Here is a 17916-nt window from a genome sequence, read left to right on the forward strand (position 1 = left end):
TATTGTGGGAGAGGACCAGGATATGTCCAGGAAAGAAGACAAGAATTTGATTGTCGGGCTCGATATCGGCACCTCGAAAGTGGTGGTCATCGTCGGCGAAGTCGGCCTGGATGGGGCCATCGAGGTGGTCGGCATCGGCATGCATCCCTCGCGGGGCCTGAAGAAAGGCGTGGTCGTCAACATCGAGTCGACCGTTCGATCGATCCAGCATGCGGTGGATGAAGCCGAGCGAATGGCGGGTTGCCAGATTCATTCGGTCTATACCGGCATTTCCGGTAGTCACATCCGTGGGCTCAACTCGCACGGCGTGACCGCCATCAAGAACCGGGAGGCCACGCCGGAAGATGTCGAGCGGGTGATGGAGGCGGCGCGGGTGGTGGCGATTCCTGCCGACCAGAAGATCCTGCACATCCTGCCACAGGAGTTCATCATCGACGGCCAAGAAGGCATTCAGGACCCGGTCGGGATGTCTGGGGTGCGGTTGGAGGCGCGGGTGCATATCGTCACCGGCGCGGTCAGCGCTGCCCAGAATATCGTCAAGTGCGTGCAGCGCTGCGGCTTGGAGGTGGACGATGTCATCCTGCAGCAGATGGCTTCCAGCCGGGCGGTACTGAACCCGGACGAAAAGGAACTGGGGGTCTGCCTGATCGATATCGGCGGTGGTACCACCGACCTGGCGGTGTTCACCCACGGCGCGATCAGCCACACCAGCGTGATTCCGATCGCCGGCGATCAGGTTACCAACGATATCGCCGTCGCGTTCCGCACGCCGACCCAGTCGGCCGAGGAGATCAAGCTCGGACATGCCTGCTGCCTCAAGCAATTGACGCGACCCGAGCAGCAGATCGATGTGGCCAGTGTCGGCGACCGGGCGGCGCGGACCCTATCGCGCCGTGCCCTTGCCGAAGTGGTCGAGCCGCGTTACGAGGAGTTTTTCGAGCTGGCGCGGGAAGAACTGCAACGCAGCGGTTTCGAGAATCTGATCGCCGCCGGCGTGGTGCTGAGCGGCGGCAGTTCCAAGATGGAAGCGTCGTGGAACTCGCCGAGGAAGTCTTTCACATGCCGGTACGCCTGGGCCTGCCGCATGACGTGACCGGTCTGGAGGATGTGCTTTGCAACCCTATTTACTCCACGGCGGTGGGGTTGTTGTTATTCGGTAATGAGAACCGCCGGCTGACCCGTCTGGGTCCGACATCGCGAGTGGGCCACAATGGGTTGTGGACCCGCATGAAAAATTGGTTTCAGGGAAATTTCTAAGTTGTTTGGTCATTGCTTGCTGGGTCGAAAACCATTGATCGAGGAGATGCCGTTATGTTCGAACTGATGGAAACCAAGTCGGAAAGCGCCGTCATTAAAGTGATTGGGGTAGGCGGTGGCGGCAGCAATGCCGTGCATCACATGCTGAGCGCCAACATCGAGGGGGTGGATTTCATCTGTGCCAATACCGACGCGCAGGCGCTCAAGACCTGCTCGGTGCCGGTGACTTTGCAGATGGGCGTCAATATCACCAAAGGCTTGGGTGCGGGCGCCAACCCGGAGGTCGGCCGGCAGGCCGCGCAGGAAGATTGCGAACGGATTAAAGAGGTGCTGCAGGGGGCCGATATGGTGTTCATCACTGCCGGCATGGGCGGTGGTACCGGCACCGGGGCCGCGCCGGTGGTGGCGCAACTGGCCCGGGAGATGGGTGTGTTGACGGTGGCGGTGGTGACCAAGCCCTTTCCCTTCGAAGGCAAGAAACGCATGGAAGTGGCCATGCGCGGGATCCGCGAACTGAGCGAGAGCGTGGACTCGCTCATTACCATCCCCAACGAAAAGCTGCTAACGGTTCTGGGCAAGAGCGCCAGCCTGCTCGATGCGTTCAAGGCGGCCAACGATGTCTTGTTGGGCGCGGTGCAGGGCATCGCCGAACTGATCACCCGGCCGGGCATGATCAACGTGGATTTTGCCGACGTACGCACCGTCATGTCCGAGATGGGCATGGCCATGATGGGTACCGGTCGGGCGGTCGGCGACGGCCGCGCCCGCGAAGCGGCCGAGGCGGCAATCGCCAGCCCCTTGCTGGAGAACGTCAATCTGGCCGGCGCCAAGGGCCTGCTGGTCAATATCACCTCGGGCATGGATGTGACCATCGGCGAGTTCGACGAGGTTGGCAACACCATCAAGGAGTTGGCGTCCGAGGATGCCAACGTGGTGGTCGGTATGGCGGTCGATCCAGAGATGCATAACGAACTACGGGTCACCATTGTCGCCACCGGTATCGGCCAGGGCATTCCGGCCAAGCAGGCCGGCAGCTCCCGCGAGCCACGAGAATCGGCGATTCCACCCTTCAAGCTCGTGCAGCGCATGGGGGGATGGCGGCGACCCGCTTTCTTCTCGTCACGATCGGTCCGGTAGCCGACAGAAAGCGGTCGGTGACGGTCTGAGCGAGGGCGGGCGGATCGACTCCGATCATCTGGATTATCTGGACATTCCCGCATTTTTGCGCCGGCAAGCCGATTGAGTGGAGCGCGGGTTTGTGGCCCCAAGTGCCGGATCGCCACCCAGTAGCAGCCTATTTGGTGGCGGTTTTGGCCGAACTAGTCGATCTGAGTGCTGGAGCGCGGCCTTTCGCAACTTAACAACAAGGCTAGTTGCGATTTGGAAACAAAAGTTGCAGGATCGCTACGAGTTGCGGTATCTTTACCGCAATGCATGTTGACGGTGATGGCCGATGGTGTCGATGGACCCATCGGCGGAGCATTGGATGCGCGATCCGCGCCCACTCCGACCGTCATGCCATGCTCCAGTTCAATCGATGTGTTGGGGGACCTAACGTGATTAGGCAGCGAACCTTGAAGAATGTCATTCGGGCGACCGGCGTCGGTCTGCATACCGGCGATAAGGTCTATTTGACGTTGCGGCCCGCAGCCCCCGATGCTGGCATTGTGTTTCGGCGGGTCGACCTGCCCGAACCGATTGAAATCAAGGCCTGCCCGCAAAATGTCGGTGACACCCAACTATCCACTTCGCTGGTCAGGGGCAAAGCCCGTATTGCCACGGTCGAGCATCTGCTGTCGGCGTTCGCGGGTTTGGGCATCGACAATGCCTATGTGGATGTCAGCGCCGCCGAGGTGCCAATCATGGACGGCAGCGCCGGCCCCTTCGTGTTCCTGATCCAGTCGGCGGGCATCCAGGAGCAGAATGCGCCCAAGCGTTTCATCCGCATCAAGAGGCCGGTGGTGATCGAGGAAGGCGACAAATGGGCGCGCTTCGATCCTTTCGACGGCTTCAAGGTCGAGTTCACCATCGCTTTCGACCACCCGCTGTTCAAGGGTCGCAACCAGCACGCCGTGGTGGATTTCTCCACCACCTCTTTCGTGAAGGAAGTCAGCCGGGCCCGCACCTTCGGGTTCATGCGCGATCTGGAGTACCTGCGCGAGCGGCGGTTGGCGCTGGGCGGCACGCTGGATAACGCCATCGTGGTGGACGATTACCGTATCCTCAACGAAGACGGCCTTCGCTACGAGGATGAGTTCGTCAAGCACAAGATTCTGGACGCCATCGGCGACTTGTATCTGTTGGGCCGCAGTCTGATTGGCGCCTTTACCGGTTACAAATCTGGGCACGCGCTGAACAATCGCTTGTTGCGCACGTTGCTGGCCGACAGCGCCGCCTGGGAAGAGGTTACCTTCAGCGACGAGCGGCAGTCGCCGATTTGCTACCTGCAGCCGGCGCAAGTGACCCGCTGATTTTCGCCCGATTTTCCGCCGATTCCCCTCATCCGTTTCCCCGCTGCGGCTTTCCGGCTTGATCCCGGAAGGCCGCGCTTGCATTTTTGGTGGACCTGTCAGCCGAGCAAATCCACCGCCGCTGGGGTATCATTCGACCCTCTTTTGGCATTGAGCGACGTAGTAAGGGCGCCCGATCGATGAACATTCTGAAAAGCATTTTTGGTAGTCGTAACGACCGTGTGATCCGCCGCATGCGCAAAGAGGTGGAACGCATCAACGCCTTGGAATCGGGCATCGCGGCGTTGAGCGACGCGGACTTGCGCGCCAAGACCGACGAATTCAAGAACCGTTTGGCTCAGGGCGAAAAACTCGATGCGTTGCTGCCGGAGGCCTTCGCGGTGGTGCGCGAGGCCAGCCGGCGCACTTTGGACATGCGGCATTTCGACGTACAGTTGATCGGCGGCATGGTGCTGCACGAGGGTAAGATTGCCGAAATGCGCACCGGCGAGGGCAAGACCCTGGTCGCGACCCTGCCGGTGTACCTGAACGCCCTGACCGGCAAGGGCGTGCATGTGGTCACGGTCAACGACTACCTGGCTCGTCGCGACGCCGACTGGATGGGGCAGATTTACCGCTTTCTGGGCATGAGCGTCGATGTCGTCGTCGCCGGCATGAGCCCGGAGGAGAAACGTATCGCCTACGGCGCCGATATCACTTACGGCACCAATAACGAATACGGCTTCGATTATCTGCGCGACAACATGGCCTTCGGGTTGGAGCAGAAGGTGCAACGGGATCTGCACTACGCGTTGGTGGACGAAGTGGACTCGATCCTGATCGACGAGGCGCGCACGCCGCTGATCATCTCCGGTCCGGCCGAGGAAAGCTCCGAACTGTACCGTCGGGTCAACGAGATCGTGCCGCGCCTGACCCGCCAGAAGGAAGAAGAGGGTCCGGGTCACTACTGGGTGGACGAAAAAGCCAAGCAGGTCTACTTGACCGAGGACGGCCACCAGCGGGTCGAGGATCTACTGCTGGAGGCGGGGCTGCTGCACGGCGGCGAGAGCTTGTACGATGCCGCCAACCTTGGGGTATTCCACCACATGAACGCCTGTCTGCGCGCGCACGCCCTGTTTCATCGGGACGTCGAATACATCGTGCGCGGCGGCGAAGTCATCATCGTCGATGAATTCACCGGTCGTACCATGCCCGGACGGCGTTGGTCGGACGGCCTGCACCAGGCCATCGAGGCCAAGGAAGGGGTGCCGATTCAGGCCGAAAATCAGACCTTGGCCTCGATCACCTTTCAGAATTACTTCCGCCTGTACCAGAAGCTGGCCGGCATGACCGGCACCGCCGATACCGAAGCCTTCGAATTCCAGCAGATTTACGGCTTGGAAGTCATCGTGGTGCCCACCCATCTGCGGATGGTGCGCAAGGACATGGGCGATTTGGTGTTCCTGACCCCTCAAGAGAAGTTCGAGGCGGTGTTGGAAGACATCCGCGATTGCCGCAAGCGTGGCCAGCCGGCCTTGGTCGGCACCACCTCCATCGAAGTTTCGGAACTGCTGGCCACGCTGCTGGACAAGGAAAAGATTCCCCATCAGGTCCTGAATGCCAAGCAGCACGAGCGGGAAGCGGAAATCATCGTTCAGGCCGGCCAGCCGGGCACGGTGACGATCGCGACCAACATGGCCGGCCGCGGCACCGACATCGTGCTGGGCGGTAATCTGCAGGCGGAGCTGAAGGCGCTGGGTCTGGACGCCGACGCGGCAGCTCGCGAGGAGGTCCGCAATGCCTGGCGGCAACGGCACGAACAAGTGGTGGCCGCCGGCGGCTTGCACGTGATCGGTACCGAACGCCACGAATCGCGGCGTATCGACAACCAGTTGCGCGGCCGCTCCGGTCGTCAGGGCGACCCTGGTTCCAGCCGTTTCTACCTGTCGCTGGAAGACAATCTGCTGCGCATTTTCGCTTCCGACCGGGTGGCGGGGTTGATGCAAAAGCTGGGTATGGAAAAGAACGAGGCCATCGAACATCCTTGGGTGACCAAGGCCATTGAAAACGCCCAGCGCAAGGTCGAGGCCCACAACTTTGACATCCGCAAGAACCTGCTGGAATTCGACGACGTCGCCAACGACCAACGCAAGGTCATGTACGGCTGGCGCAACGAGTTGATGGCGGCGGAGGACGTGTCGGCCACGTTGAAGGACATGAGCGCCGAAGCGCTTGAGCAGACGATCAACCAGCACATCCCGCCGCAAAGTTTGGAAGAACAGTGGGATGTGGCCGGGTTGGAACAGACGCTGGAGAAGGAATTCGGACTGCAACTGCCGATCGGCGCCTGGCTGGAGGCCGATCACGAGCTGCACGAAGAACCGCTGCGCGCGCGGATTCACGCCGAACTGGAACGGGTGTATGCCGATAAGGAGGCCCTGGTCGGCGCGCCTTGGATGCGGCAATTCGAGAAAGCGGTGTTGTTGCAGGTGCTGGACGCCCACTGGCGCGAGCATCTGGCGGCGATGGACTACCTGCGCCAAGGTATCCACCTGCGCGGCTACGCCCAGAAGAACCCCAAGCAGGAGTACAAGCGCGAAGCCTTCGAGATGTTCCAGGCGTTGGTACAGCGCATCCATCACGAGGCGGTCGGTTTCCTGGCGCGAGCCCAGTTTCAGGCCGAACCGGAGCCGATCCCCGAACCGCGCCGACCGGCGCCGTCCGCCATGCGGTTCGAGCACGCCGAAGCGTCGGCGCTGGCGGCGGGAGAGGCCGAGGAAGACGATTCCGGCATCGAAATCCGCCGGCGGCAACAAGAGGATACTGCGGCGCATACCCCATTCGTGCGCGAAGGCCGTAAAGTAGGGCGCAACGAGCCCTGTCCCTGCGGTTCGGGTAAGAAGTACAAACACTGCCACGGTCAGTTGGATTGAGAGGGAAGGTACGATGGAACCGCTGACCGTCGCCGGCGTCCGGTTGGGAACCGCCCGCGCCGGCATCAAATATCCCGATCGCCGCGATTTGGTGGTGGTCGAATTGGCGGCGGAGACTCAGGCCGCCGCCGTGTTTACCCGCAACGCCTTTTGCGCCGCCCCGGTCACGGTGGCGCGGACGCATCTGGCCGCCGCCAGCCCGCGCTACCTGGTGATTAACACCGGCAACGCCAACGCCGGCACCGGCCGGCAGGGGCTGGCCGACGCCGAGGCCAGTTGCCGAAGCCTGGCGGAGCGGACCGGCTGCCGTTCGGAAGAAGTGCTGCCGTTTTCCACCGGGGTGATCGGCGAGTCGCTGCCGTTGTTTCGGTTGGTCACCGGCCTGCCGGAGGCGCTGGCGACGCTGCGGCCCGACGGTTGGGCGGAAGCCGCCGCCGGCATCATGACCACCGACACCCGACCGAAGTGGGCGTCGCGGCGCCTGACACTGGCCGGGCGGGAGGTGACGATCACCGGTATCGCCAAGGGCGCCGGCATGATCCGGCCGGATATGGCCACGATGCTGGCTTTCGTCGCCACCGATGCCGCCGTGGATCCAGCACTGTTGCGGGAGATCCTGCACGAAGCGGTTGCCGATTCCTTCAATGCCATCACCGTGGACGGCGATACCTCGACCAACGATGCCTGCCTGTTGCTGGCCACCGGCCGGTCCGGGGCGAACGTTCCGGCCACGGGTGGCGACCGCGCCCGTTTCGCCACGGCGGTGGGCGAGGTATGCGTCGATCTGGCGCAGGCCATCGTCCGCGACGGCGAGGGTGCCACCAAATTCATCACCGTGCGGGTCGAGGGTGGCCGGGACGTGGCCGAGTGCCGACAGGTTGCCTACACGATCGCCCACTCGCCACTGGTCAAAACCGCCTTCTTCGCCTCCGATCCCAATTGGGGTCGTATCCTGGCGGCAGTGGGACGATCCGGCCTGGATGCGCTCGACCTGGAGCGGGTAACCATCCATCTCGACGAGGTTTGCATCGTCCGCGACGGTGGTCGCGCCCCGGATTACACCGAGGAACAGGGGCAGCGCGTCATGGCTCGGCCCGAGATCGCCATTCGGGTCGAACTCGGACGAGGTGGGGCGGCGGCGCGAATCTGGACCACCGATCTGTCCTTCGACTATGTGCGCATCAACGCTGAGTATCGGACGTGAGCGACCCCGGAGAGCGCGGTTTCGTGCATGTGGCGGTGGGCATTGTCGCCGGAGCCGATGGGGCGGTGCTGATCACCCGCCGGCCCGACCACGTCCATCAAGGTGGATTGTGGGAGTTTCCCGGCGGTAAGGTGGAGCACGGCGAATCGGTCATCGCCGCGCTGGGCCGCGAACTGCACGAGGAATTGGGTATCGCGGTGCGAGCCGCCGAGCCGCTGCTTCAGACCGGGCACGCCTATCCCGACGATCGACGCGTATTGCTGGATGTCTGGCGGGTGACGGATTTCGAGGGTGAACCGCACGGTCGGGAAGGGCAGCCCTTGGTTTGGGCATCGCCCGGCGAGATGGAGCGATACACATTCCCGGCCGCCGATGCGCCGATTATCGCCGCGTTGCTCGGCGAGGTTGGCAAAGCTGACTGAGCCGTGGACCGCCGATGGTATGTCGAAGCCAGGTTCAAATGGCGCAGCAGACCAGTTCGAAGGCGACATTGGCCGAGCTTTGGACGGCGCGGCGGTTGGGATCGGGCTGTTCGAGAAAGTGAATCGAGAAGCGATGCCGGCCGCCGCTGATTTCCGGGAACAGGGCGTTGCCGGCTGGCAGCAGGACTCGGACGAGCTGATGGGGTGCGCCGCTGTCGAGGCCGCGCTGGAAAAAACCCTGCACGGCGATTTCCGGCCTGGGCGAAGCGCTCTCGCGAATCAGCCGAAGAAGTAGCGTGGTGGCCTGTTGCAAGGGCAGTAGAGGGGCCAGCCATTCCCGTAGATGGTCGGCGCGGATCAAGGCATCCTGCTGTAGCCAGTGATAAAACGCCGGGAGATCGAACCGGCAGGTGCCACCGGGAACCTGGTTCCGCTTGTGGATGGCGCTGAGGAAGTCGGTTTGCCGCACCGACTCCAGCGCCAGACTGTCCAGACCATGAACTTGCCCGATGACCGAATCGATTTCCGCCAGCACGCTGTCTAGGGTGGCGGCGTGTACGCCGGGGACTTGCCGCAGGCGATTCAGAGTGGTGCCGTGCCGTTCCAGTTCCTTGAGCAAGTCTCCTTTGAATTCGTTCCGTCCGGTCAGCGCCAGCAGGTCGAACAAACCCTGCAGTGCGGCGCGGCTGTCCCAGCTTGAGTGCCCGGCGACCGCGTGGGTTACCTGCTGAAACAGGAATTCCAGGCGCAGCAACGAACGGACGCGTTCGTTCAGAGGGTGTTCGTAGCAAACGACTTGGTACAAGAGCGACCTCGCAGGCACGGCAATGGTCTATGCGGCCCAGGCGCGAAAACACGAATACGCCGGTTTTAACCAGGGTCGTCGGTCTTAATCTGGTGGGTGGCCAGTGCCGAATAGCGTCGATGCAGGGCGGCGACTTGGCGGTCCAGCGCCATAAAGTCACCATCGTTTTCCAGAATATCGTCCGCCAGAGCGAGCCGCGCATCGCGCCGGGCCTGGGCGGCCAGAATGGCCCGCGCTTGAACGGCGTCGATCCGGTCGCGTGCCATGACTCGGCGGATTTGCTCGGCTTCAGGCGCGTCCACCACCAACACCCGATCCAGCAGAGCGGTCATTCCGGTCTCCGCCAGCAGCGGGATGACCACTAGGCAATAGGAGATGGCGGTCAGGGCGGCGACGCGTTCCCGCGTCACGGCGCGGATGCGGGGATGCAGGATGGCTTCAAGCCGTCGTCGTCCGGCGGGATCGGCGAAAACCCGCTCGCGCAGGCGCGCGCGATGCAGTCGGCCGTCGTCGTCGAGGCAGTTCGATCCAAATTCGGTCACGATATCGACCAGCGCGGGTTGGCCGGGCTCGACCAGCTCACGGGCGATCAGGTCGGTATCGATGACCGGTACGCCGTGCTGCGCAAAACGGTCACTGACCGCCGTCTTGCCGCTGCCGATGCCGCCCGTTAGCCCGACAACCAGCATCAAAAGCCCAGCCAATGTAGATAGGCGTGGTTGATCGTTTCTCCCCACAGTAACACGATCCAGCCTGCGGCGGCCAGAAAAGGGCCGAAGGGCAACGGCGCGCTACGCGCTCGGCCTCGCAGCAGGATCAGCGCCACTCCGCAAATCGCACCCACCAGCGAGGACAACAGCACGATAGCGACTAGGTGTTGCCAACCGGTCCAGGCGCCGAGCGCCGCCAGAAGCTTGAAATCGCCATGGCCCATGCCTTCCTTGCCGGTCAGCAGCCGGAAACCCTGATAGACCAGCCAAAGCGACAGATAGCCGGCCATGGCGCCGATCACGGCACTGTGCAGATCGGTTCCCAGCCCGAACAATGCCGCCAGCAATCCCAGCCACAGCAGCGGCAGGGTCAGATCGTCGGGCAATAACTGGTGGTGGAGATCGATGACGCTGGCCGCCAGCAGGGTCCAGGTGAACAGCAACACCGCCAACACCGGCCAGCCGAAGCCGAACTTCCAGGCCACGACACCGGCCAGTAGCCCGCTCGCCGCTTCCACCAGCGGATACTGGGCGCCGATCGCAACGCCGCAGTGGGCGCAGCGACCGCGCTGCCAGATGTAGCTCAACAGCGGGATATTCTCCGTGGCGCCGATCAGGTGATGGCAGTGCGGACACTGCGAGCGCGGTCCCCACAGGCTCAGCCGAGGTGTGTCGTCCGGGGTTGCTTGGTCAAGCAGTTCCGCGCATTGCGCCCGCCACTCCCGCTGCATCATGAGCGGTAAGCGGTAAATGACCACGTTGAGAAAGCTGCCGATCATCAGACCGAACAGCGCGGTCAGGATGACAAACAGCGCGGGCGAACCGGCCAGCAGCTCCAGCAGGGCCATTGTGGGGCGCCTCGTCAGACCGCCGCAGCCAGCTTGAAGATCGGCAGATACATGGCTATCACCAGCGTGCCAACCACGCCGGCCAAGAAAGCCATCAGCAGCGGTTCGATCATGGTGGTCAGGGTATCGACCTTCTGATCGACCTCCGCTTCGTAGAAATCGGCGACCTTGGCCAGCATGTCGCCCAGCGAACCGGCTTCCTCGCCGATGGCCACCATCTGGACCACCATGTCGGGAAACAGACTGCTCTGGCGCATGGCGAAATTGAGTTGTTGGCCGATGGAAACCGCGTCGCGCATCTCCAGTACCGCTTTTTCGTAGACGTAGTTGCCGGTGGCGCCGGCCACGCTGAGCATGGCGTCCACCAATGGCACGCCACCACTGAACAAGGTGGACAGGGTGCGGGCGAAGCGGGCATTGGCCGAGGTGGCGACCAAGTCGCCGATCAGCGGCATTTGCAGCACCATGCGGTCCAGCCATTGGTAGAAGGTGCGCGAGCGCTTGCGCGCTTCCAGAAAGCCGACCACGGCCACTACTGGTGTCCCTAGGATGAGGTACCAGTATTCTTGAAATACGTTGGAAACTTCGATGACGAATCGAGTCAAGGCGGGTAATTCCGCGCCGAAACCCTTGAACAGATCTTCGAAGGTTGGAATGACGAAGATCAGCAGAATGGCGGTGACGACAAAGGCGAACACCAGGACGATCGCTGGATAGGTGAGCGCTTTCTTGACCTTGGCCTTCAGCGCCTCGGATTTTTCCAGATAGGTCGCGATCTTGTCGAGCAGCACCTCAAGCACCCCGGCTTCCTCGCCGGCATGCACCAGGCTGCAGTACAGATCGTTGAAGTACAGATGATGCTTGGCGAATGCCTTGGAAAGCGCGGTGCCGCTTTCCACATTGGCCTTGATGTCCAGGATGAGTTCCTTGACTTTGGTCTTTCTGCTGCTGTGTCCGACCATGTCCAGTGCCTGTACCACGGCGATGCCGGAGCCCAGCATGGTGCACAGTTGGCGAGTGAACAGCATGATGTCCTTGGGAACGATATTGTCGCCAACAGTGAACAGCGGTTTGGCCTTTTTCTTGACGCTGAGGGGAATGATTCCCTGCCGGCGCAGTTCGGCCTTGATCAGGTTCTGGTGGACACCCCGCAGCTCACCCTTGACCCGGACGCCGCGTTTATCGGTGCCTTCCCATTTGAAAGTCAGCTCTTCATCTTTTTTCTTGGCTTTCGCCAGCGTTGGTTGTTTGGCCACACCGTTATTCCGTCGTTACTCGGTTGATTTCTTCGAGGCTGGTCAGTCCGACGCGGACTTTGTTGAGCCCCGATCGGCGCAAGTCGTTGATGCCTTCCCGGCGTGCCTGTTCGGCGATCTGCAGGGCGTTGCCGCTCTCCATGATGATCCTGCCGGTTTCCTCGGAAATTGGCATCACCTCGTAAATTCCGACCCGGCCCTTGTAACCGTGATTGCACTGATCGCAACCGGCGGCTTTGTAGATCGTCAGCTCGTTCAGTTCGTTCTCACGAAAGCCCTGATTGATCAGCTCCTCGGGTGGAATCTTGATTGCTTCCTTGCAATGCGGGCACAGCCGGCGCGCCAGTCGCTGGGCAATGATCAGGGTCACGCTGGAGGCGATGTTGTAGGGCGCGACACCCATGTTCATGAGTCGGGTGAGGGTTTGCGGCGCGCTGTTGGTATGGAGGGTCGAAAGCACCATGTGGCCGGTTTGCGCGGCCTTGATGGCGATTTCGGCGGTTTCCAGGTCGCGGATTTCACCCACCATGATGATGTCTGGGTCCTGTCGCAGGAAGGCGCGTAGAGCATTGGCGAAAGTCATGCCGACCTTGGGATTGACATTGACCTGATTGATGCCAGCCAGGTTGATTTCCACCGGGTCCTCGGCGGTGGAGATGTTGACTTCGGGAGTGTTCAGGATGTTGAGCCCGGTGTACAGCGACACGGTCTTGCCGCTACCGGTGGGGCCCGTGACCAGCACCATCCCCTGTGGTTTGTGGATGGCTTTGAGAAACAATTCTTTTTGGTGTTCCTCGTAGCCCAGCGCCTCGATGCCCATCTGGGCGCTGGAGGGATCGAGCAGACGCAACACCACCTTTTCGCCCCAGAGAGTGGGCATGGTGTTGACGCGGAAATCAATGGCCCGTTGTTTGGTCAGATACAGTTTGAGCCGTCCGTCCTGCGGTACCCGGCGCTCGGCGATGTCGAGCTGAGCCATGATCTTCAGGCGCGCGGCCAAGCGTGGCGCCATGGAGACCGGCGGTTTGTAGAGTTCGTCCAGGATACCGTCCTGGCGCAGGCGCACCCGGTAGGTTTTTTCGTAGGGTTCGAAGTGGATGTCGGAAGCGCCGCGGTTGATGGCTTGAATAATGACTTGGTTGACAAACCGCACCACCGGTGCGTCGTCGGCATCGGCCTGAGTCAGCGTTTCTACCTTGGCGGAATCGCTTTCGCTGCTGTAGTCGAGATCGCCGATTTCCTGATCGACCATGGATGCCGCCGATGTCTCGACGGCGGCATCCAGCAGCTTGACCAGATGCAGCCCACTCACGACCACGGGTTCGACGTCCAGCCGGGTTTGGAATTTGATGTCTTCCAGCACTCGCTGGTTGGTGGGATCGCTCAGACCCACGAACAGTCGCCGGCCTCGCTTGTGCAGCGGCAGGGCGTGGTGTTGGCGAAGCAGTTTTTCATCGACCAACTGTACGACGGTTTTATCGATCTCCAGCGCTTCGATATCGAACAGCGGTAGGTTGAAACTGCGTGCGGCAACGCGGGCGATATCCTTGTCGCGGGCCAGTTTGTTGTCGATCAAGTAGGCGACGAACGGGGTATTTTGCTTGCGTGCCTGCTCGAAAGCCTTCAGCGCGTCGGCCTCGTCGAGCAGATGATGCATGACGAGTTGTCTGGCCAGCCCGATCAGCTGGCCGCTGGGTTGGGTGACGGCATTTTGGGGAATGCTAACCATGGCTTGATCTTATTTCCTCCAGCGATTCAGCAGTGCTGATCGCTTGACAACCCAACTTTAGACCATGCGTGGAACCTTGGAAAGAGATGCAAGGAGTCAATGGTCTTTTGCGAAATACAGGTTACATCGACATGCGTCGGCAGAGGTCGTTCCCCTGATTGTCGGTTGCGGGTGGATACGTGTGCTTGGCGATGTGCCGCGCTTGCGAGTCATTGAGATGTCTTATGTTTGTCATATTCAGGCAATCTTTTTGGATTATCATCTTGATTTCAATGGAGTTAGGGGGTTGCGTGATGAAAATGAAACTGCTCACGGTGGCGGTGCTGTCCGCCCTGGGTCTAACTGCTTGCGGTAATGATGACAACGATACGCCAACGCCGTCATCGACGTCCGTGGTGAAGTCGGTCGAGTTCACCGGAACCGCCGCGCCCACGACCGATGAGGAGTTCGCCACGACGTACACCACGTCGGTTGCCAAGGTGACTTATGAGGACGGTCAGGTGAAGGAGACTCCTCTAAGTTACAATGTATTATTCAGTGTTAGCGATAAAGTGGCCGAAGTGAACGGTAGCCTGTCTCCAGCCGGTCAACTTTACAATTACAAGATGGAACCGCTGCTCGATCCGATGGGTAATCCGGTGGTGGCCGAAACCCCGGATGCCAATAGCTTGCTCAATATCGATGGCAAGCCGTTTCTGGTCACACATTACGAATATGACTGGATTTTGAGCGATGGTTCGGTCGCTTATACGACACCGGGTTGGTACACCCGCATGCCGATGTCGATGACCCTAAGCGAGATCACCCAAGCCAGCGACGGCAAGTTGACCGCGACCAAGGTCAGGCCCATCGATTTTTCCGGGGTCAATGGTCTCTGGATTCCCTGCGCGGGTTCGCAGACGCCTTGGAACACCCATCTGGGTTCGGAGGAAGACTACGATCTGATTTACAATCCACTCGATTCCGCCGACTACGAAACAACCGCCGCTGGTCTCAAGGCATTGACTGACCTTTACTTTGGCGGAACGCAGCAGGCCACTCCCTATCATTACGGCATCATTCCCGAAGTGACGATCAAGTCCGACGGTACCACCAGCGTGGTTAAGCATCATGCCATGGGACGTGGAACCTGGGAGTTGTCGCGTTTGATGCCGGATGGGCGTACCGCCTACATGGGCGACGACGGCGCCTACGGGCTCATGGCGATGTTCGTGGCCGATCAATACGGCGATCTATCCACCGGTACCTTGTATTCCGCCAAATGGCATCAAGTCAGCGATCAGGATGGTGGTCGCGCAACGCTCACCTGGAATCGACTCGGTCATGCCACCGACGCCGAAATTGATCCGATGGCCGACAGCCTGACCTTCGCCGATATCTTCGATGCGGTCGAGCCGGTCGATGGGCAGTGCGCGGCGGGTTACACGCGGGTGCGGGCGGGTTCCTCCGCCGACGAATGTCTCAGCCTCAAGCCGGGCATGGAAAAGGCCGCCGCCTTTCTGGAAACCCGCCGCTACACGGCCCTGCTCGGCGGTACCACCGAATTTACCAAGATGGAAGGTGTGACGGTCAATGCCAAGGACAAGAAATTGTACATGGCCATGTCGAGTGTCAGGGACAGCATGACCTCCGATTCGACCGAACCGGTGGATGACATCCGTTTGCCGAAGAACAGTGCCGGCGCGACGTATACCTTAACCCTGGAATCCGGTGTCAAGGATAGCGCGGGGAACGCCATCGATTCCGAGTGGGTGGCCACCACCATGTACGTGGAACCGGCCTTGCTCGGCAAACCGATTGCCACCGACGAGGTTGGCAATACCGCCGATATCGACTCCATTGCCAACACCGATAACCTGTTCTTTTCCGAAAAGATGCGCACGCTATTCATCGGCGAAGATTCGGGGATGCACATCTCGAATTTCCTCTGGGCCTATAATGTGGATACTCAGAAGTTGACCCGCATCCTGAGCTTGACGGCGGGTGCCGAGTCCACTGGTTTGCAAGTGGTGGATAATCTGAACGGTCATGCCTACGTCATGAGCAATGCTCAGCACTACGGTGATTTCCCGAGCAGCATCAACGCCGACCTCAAGACGCGACTCACGCCGATGATCGACAAGTTTTATGCGCCGGTGGGCTATATCGGAGGGCTTCCGGGACTGTGATCATCGTCCATTGATTTGAACCAATTAAGCTGGCGACTGCCCGGGTCGCTAGCTTTTTTGCTTTTTTGCGAGGAGAGTCCCGCATGAGTCACCGGCCACATTTTTTCGAATCCGGTAGCGATCGTTCTGGTGCTGAGCGCGATGCTGAATGGGTGCAGCGACAGCCAGGGGCAGGCCAACGCTCAAGTAGCCAAAGCATCGACCGTAGCGACTACGATCGGCTATCCACAGGGTGATTTTCGCAGTCCGCTGACCTTTGGCAATCCCTACGCCCACATTCCCGCCCAATGTCATATCGAAACCTCGCGTGGCACGCAGAACGCTTGTCTGTTCTGCCATACCAACGGCGCCTATCGGGCCGGTCTGGGCAACAACTTCCCGCAGGCTGGCGCCGAGCCGCGTCTTGGTGACCTGCAACTCGAATACTCCTTTACCCCCTTCAGTCCCTTCACGCCTTCGCCGAGCCGCAATCCTTGGGAGAATACCCTGACTCCGGAAAAGTTGCGGGAAGCAGTCACGGCGCTAGGCATCGATCCCCAAACCTGGGATATGGAAAGCTACATTCGCCAGGACAATTGGCGGGCGGCTTTCGCGCAACGGCCCGGCGATCCTCGTGACTGGGACGGCGGTGTGGAAACGTCGTTTCGACTGTTTCCGGGTCTGGACCCGGCGGATTTACCTGCCGACGCCGACGGTTTCGTTCGCTCCGACACGGCGAGCCATGGCTTTTTCCAGGACGGCGCGGGACGCTGGATCACTGGCTGGCTGGCGGTGAATTTCATGCCTTACGGCATTTTTACCCCGATGACCGGTTCGGTTTCGGGTATTTACATCCGTTTGCCCAAGTCGTTCATGCAGCGCGAGGACGGCGGTTTCGATCTGGAGGTCTATACCCGGAATCTCGACTTGGTGGAGCGAGCGATTCAGGACCGCCTGCGCGAGGAGGACGGCGAAACCTATCGGGGCGCGGCGCAAGCCATTGCGCTTGAGCGCGGCCTGTATCCGGTCGGCACCGAGTTCGCTCATCCCCTGCATTACGTGGACGTGGTGGCGGACGGTCGTGACCTCACGGTTAGTCCCTATCCCGGCACCCGCGCCCGTCGGGTCAAGGAAGTCCGCTATATGTACAAGTGGAAGGCATTCCATCCCAGCCAATTCCGTCCCGGCGTCAAGGAAGAGGGTGCGCCGGTATACGGTAATGACGAACAGGGTTGGGTGGACAATGGGGTGGGCTGGTATCTGGCTGGCTACATCGAAGATCAGAGCGGTGCGTTGCGCCCGCAAAATCGCGAAGAATTGACCCAGTGCATTGGTTGCCATAGCGGCATCGTCGCCACCGAGTTTCCGCAATTCACCTCCGGGACCGGCAACACCGTGGACTCCACCTGGGCGTTACCGCGCAAGTTCCCCGGCGAACTGGGATGGCGGGAGATGGACTATCTACGCTATTTCGCCCAAGCGGACGCGTCGCCGGACCAGACGCCCGGCATCGCCCAATTAGGCGATCCGCTGAACCGAGGACTGAACAAGGGCGAGTTCCGTCATTTTCTGGACAATGTGGTGGGCGTCAGTCTGTATGGGGACATGCCCGCCGCCATCGAGCGCTTTCTCGCCGCCGCCATCCAGCCCGCCAAGGGTTATGCCAGTGCGTGGCCGGCGCTCGATACCAGCAGCGTCTCGGCTTTTCAAGACAGTCAGGCGGAGCGGCAGCGCTTGCTGCGCGAGTTCACCGCGCGGGGTGGCTATCTGACCGCCGACGGCGCGATTCGCGGCGAACTGCTTTATCCGCCTCGGGGAGACGCCTTGGCCGCCGCGCGCCGCTACCGGCAAGTGGTGGTGACCCAGCGCTATGACAAGGGCAAGGATGTCTTCCCGGAAACGCCGGTGACCTACCGTTATTTCCGGGAAGAAGCGGAAGGTTTCGCGCATCAAGATGGGCAACCCTATGGAGTTGGGGAAGTCATCACGGATCGGCCGGTGGATCTGAGCGATCCCGCCTTGATTAGCTATGGGGTCGGCATCGCCGAAACGCTGAATGATCCCGAACGATCGTTCGAAGCCGGTGGCACCTATTTCCCGGATTATCTGCCTTTGCTGGCGGAACCCTTACACTTCGAGGGCGACTGAAACGGTG

Annotated in this window: 11 protein-coding genes and 2 pseudogenes; 8 read left to right on the forward strand and 5 right to left on the reverse strand. The window is 60.9% G+C overall.

Features of this window, described 5'->3' with window-relative positions; all coding sequences use genetic code 11:
• Positions 1–22: 22 nt before the first annotated feature.
• The 6 genes and pseudogenes from ftsA to E4P82_RS04105 form a co-directional block, all read left to right on the forward strand.
• Positions 23–1257, forward strand: a pseudogene (gene ftsA, locus E4P82_RS04080) (cell division protein FtsA).
• A gap of 54 nt (positions 1258–1311) precedes the next feature.
• Positions 1312–2394: a cell division protein FtsZ gene (gene ftsZ, locus E4P82_RS04085; RefSeq protein ID WP_169247702.1), complete on the forward strand. Its 1083-nt coding sequence runs from the start codon at positions 1312–1314 to the stop codon at positions 2392–2394.
• A 419-nt stretch (positions 2395–2813) separates the two neighbouring features.
• On the forward strand, positions 2814–3728 hold the full coding sequence (gene lpxC / locus E4P82_RS04090) for a UDP-3-O-acyl-N-acetylglucosamine deacetylase (RefSeq protein ID WP_169247703.1): 915 nt from the start codon (positions 2814–2816) through the stop codon (positions 3726–3728).
• Positions 3729–3907: 179 nt separating this feature from the next.
• Entirely contained in the window at positions 3908–6640 is a 2733-nt protein-coding gene (secA, locus tag E4P82_RS04095) for a preprotein translocase subunit SecA (protein WP_169247704.1), read from the forward strand.
• Positions 6641–6653: 13 nt separating this feature from the next.
• Entirely contained in the window at positions 6654–7844 is a 1191-nt protein-coding gene (gene argJ / locus E4P82_RS04100) for a bifunctional glutamate N-acetyltransferase/amino-acid acetyltransferase ArgJ (protein WP_169247705.1), read from the forward strand.
• A gap of 23 nt (positions 7845–7867) precedes the next feature.
• A pseudogene (locus tag E4P82_RS04105) lies at positions 7868–8236 on the forward strand (NUDIX domain-containing protein); the annotation flags it as partial.
• Positions 8237–8300: 64 nt separating this feature from the next.
• On the opposite strand, the gene zapD reads toward E4P82_RS04105, so the two are convergent.
• The 5 genes from zapD to pilB form a co-directional block, all read right to left on the reverse strand.
• Positions 8301–9071: a cell division protein ZapD gene (zapD, locus tag E4P82_RS04110; protein WP_169247706.1), complete on the reverse strand. Its 771-nt coding sequence runs from the start codon at positions 9069–9071 to the stop codon at positions 8301–8303.
• Between the two features lie 65 nt (positions 9072–9136).
• Positions 9137–9760, reverse strand: a complete 624-nt coding sequence (gene coaE, locus E4P82_RS04115) for a dephospho-CoA kinase (protein WP_211203021.1) — start codon at positions 9758–9760, stop codon at positions 9137–9139.
• A complete protein-coding gene (locus tag E4P82_RS04120; protein WP_169247708.1) occupies positions 9760–10629 on the reverse strand; it encodes a prepilin peptidase in 870 nt (289 codons plus the stop codon). Before E4P82_RS04120 ends, coaE begins: the two co-directional genes overlap by 1 nt.
• Positions 10630–10643: 14 nt before the next feature.
• A complete protein-coding gene (locus tag E4P82_RS04125) occupies positions 10644–11885 on the reverse strand; it encodes a type II secretion system F family protein (RefSeq protein WP_312914098.1) in 1242 nt (413 codons plus the stop codon).
• 4 nt (positions 11886–11889) lie between these two features.
• Positions 11890–13614 (reverse strand): type IV-A pilus assembly ATPase PilB, encoded by a 1725-nt coding sequence (pilB, locus tag E4P82_RS04130; protein ID WP_169247709.1) that lies wholly within the window; start codon positions 13612–13614, stop codon positions 11890–11892.
• Positions 13615–13907: 293 nt separating this feature from the next.
• Here pilB and E4P82_RS04135 point away from each other — a divergent pair, with 293 nt between their 5' ends.
• Positions 13908–15782: a PhoX family protein gene (locus tag E4P82_RS04135; RefSeq protein ID WP_246327357.1), complete on the forward strand. Its 1875-nt coding sequence runs from the start codon at positions 13908–13910 to the stop codon at positions 15780–15782.
• Positions 15783–15923: 141 nt separating this feature from the next.
• A complete protein-coding gene (locus E4P82_RS04140) occupies positions 15924–17909 on the forward strand; it encodes a hypothetical protein (protein ID WP_169247710.1) in 1986 nt (661 codons plus the stop codon).
• Positions 17910–17916: the final 7 nt, after the last annotated feature.

Origin of the sequence: Candidatus Competibacter phosphatis (assembly GCF_012939995.1) — a bacterium.
GTDB classification, from domain to species: Bacteria; Pseudomonadota; Gammaproteobacteria; order Competibacterales; family Competibacteraceae; genus Competibacter; species Competibacter phosphatis.

Excerpts from the sequence above, each read along its gene's own strand:
- pilB (WP_169247709.1), bottom strand. The coding sequence starts at position 13,614 with ATGGTTAGCATTCCCCAAAATGCCGTCACCCAACCCAGCGGCCAGCTG.
- coaE (WP_211203021.1), bottom strand. The coding sequence starts at position 9,760 with ATGCTGGTTGTCGGGCTAACGGGCGGCATCGGCAGCGGCAAGACGGCG.
- secA (WP_169247704.1), top strand. The coding sequence starts at position 3,908 with ATGAACATTCTGAAAAGCATTTTTGGTAGTCGTAACGACCGTGTGATC.
- E4P82_RS04140 (WP_169247710.1), top strand. The coding sequence starts at position 15,924 with ATGCTGAATGGGTGCAGCGACAGCCAGGGGCAGGCCAACGCTCAAGTA.
- ftsZ (WP_169247702.1), top strand. The coding sequence starts at position 1,312 with ATGTTCGAACTGATGGAAACCAAGTCGGAAAGCGCCGTCATTAAAGTG.
- E4P82_RS04120 (WP_169247708.1), bottom strand. The coding sequence starts at position 10,629 with ATGGCCCTGCTGGAGCTGCTGGCCGGTTCGCCCGCGCTGTTTGTCATC.
- E4P82_RS04135 (WP_246327357.1), top strand. The coding sequence starts at position 13,908 with ATGAAAATGAAACTGCTCACGGTGGCGGTGCTGTCCGCCCTGGGTCTA.
- argJ (WP_169247705.1), top strand. The coding sequence starts at position 6,654 with ATGGAACCGCTGACCGTCGCCGGCGTCCGGTTGGGAACCGCCCGCGCC.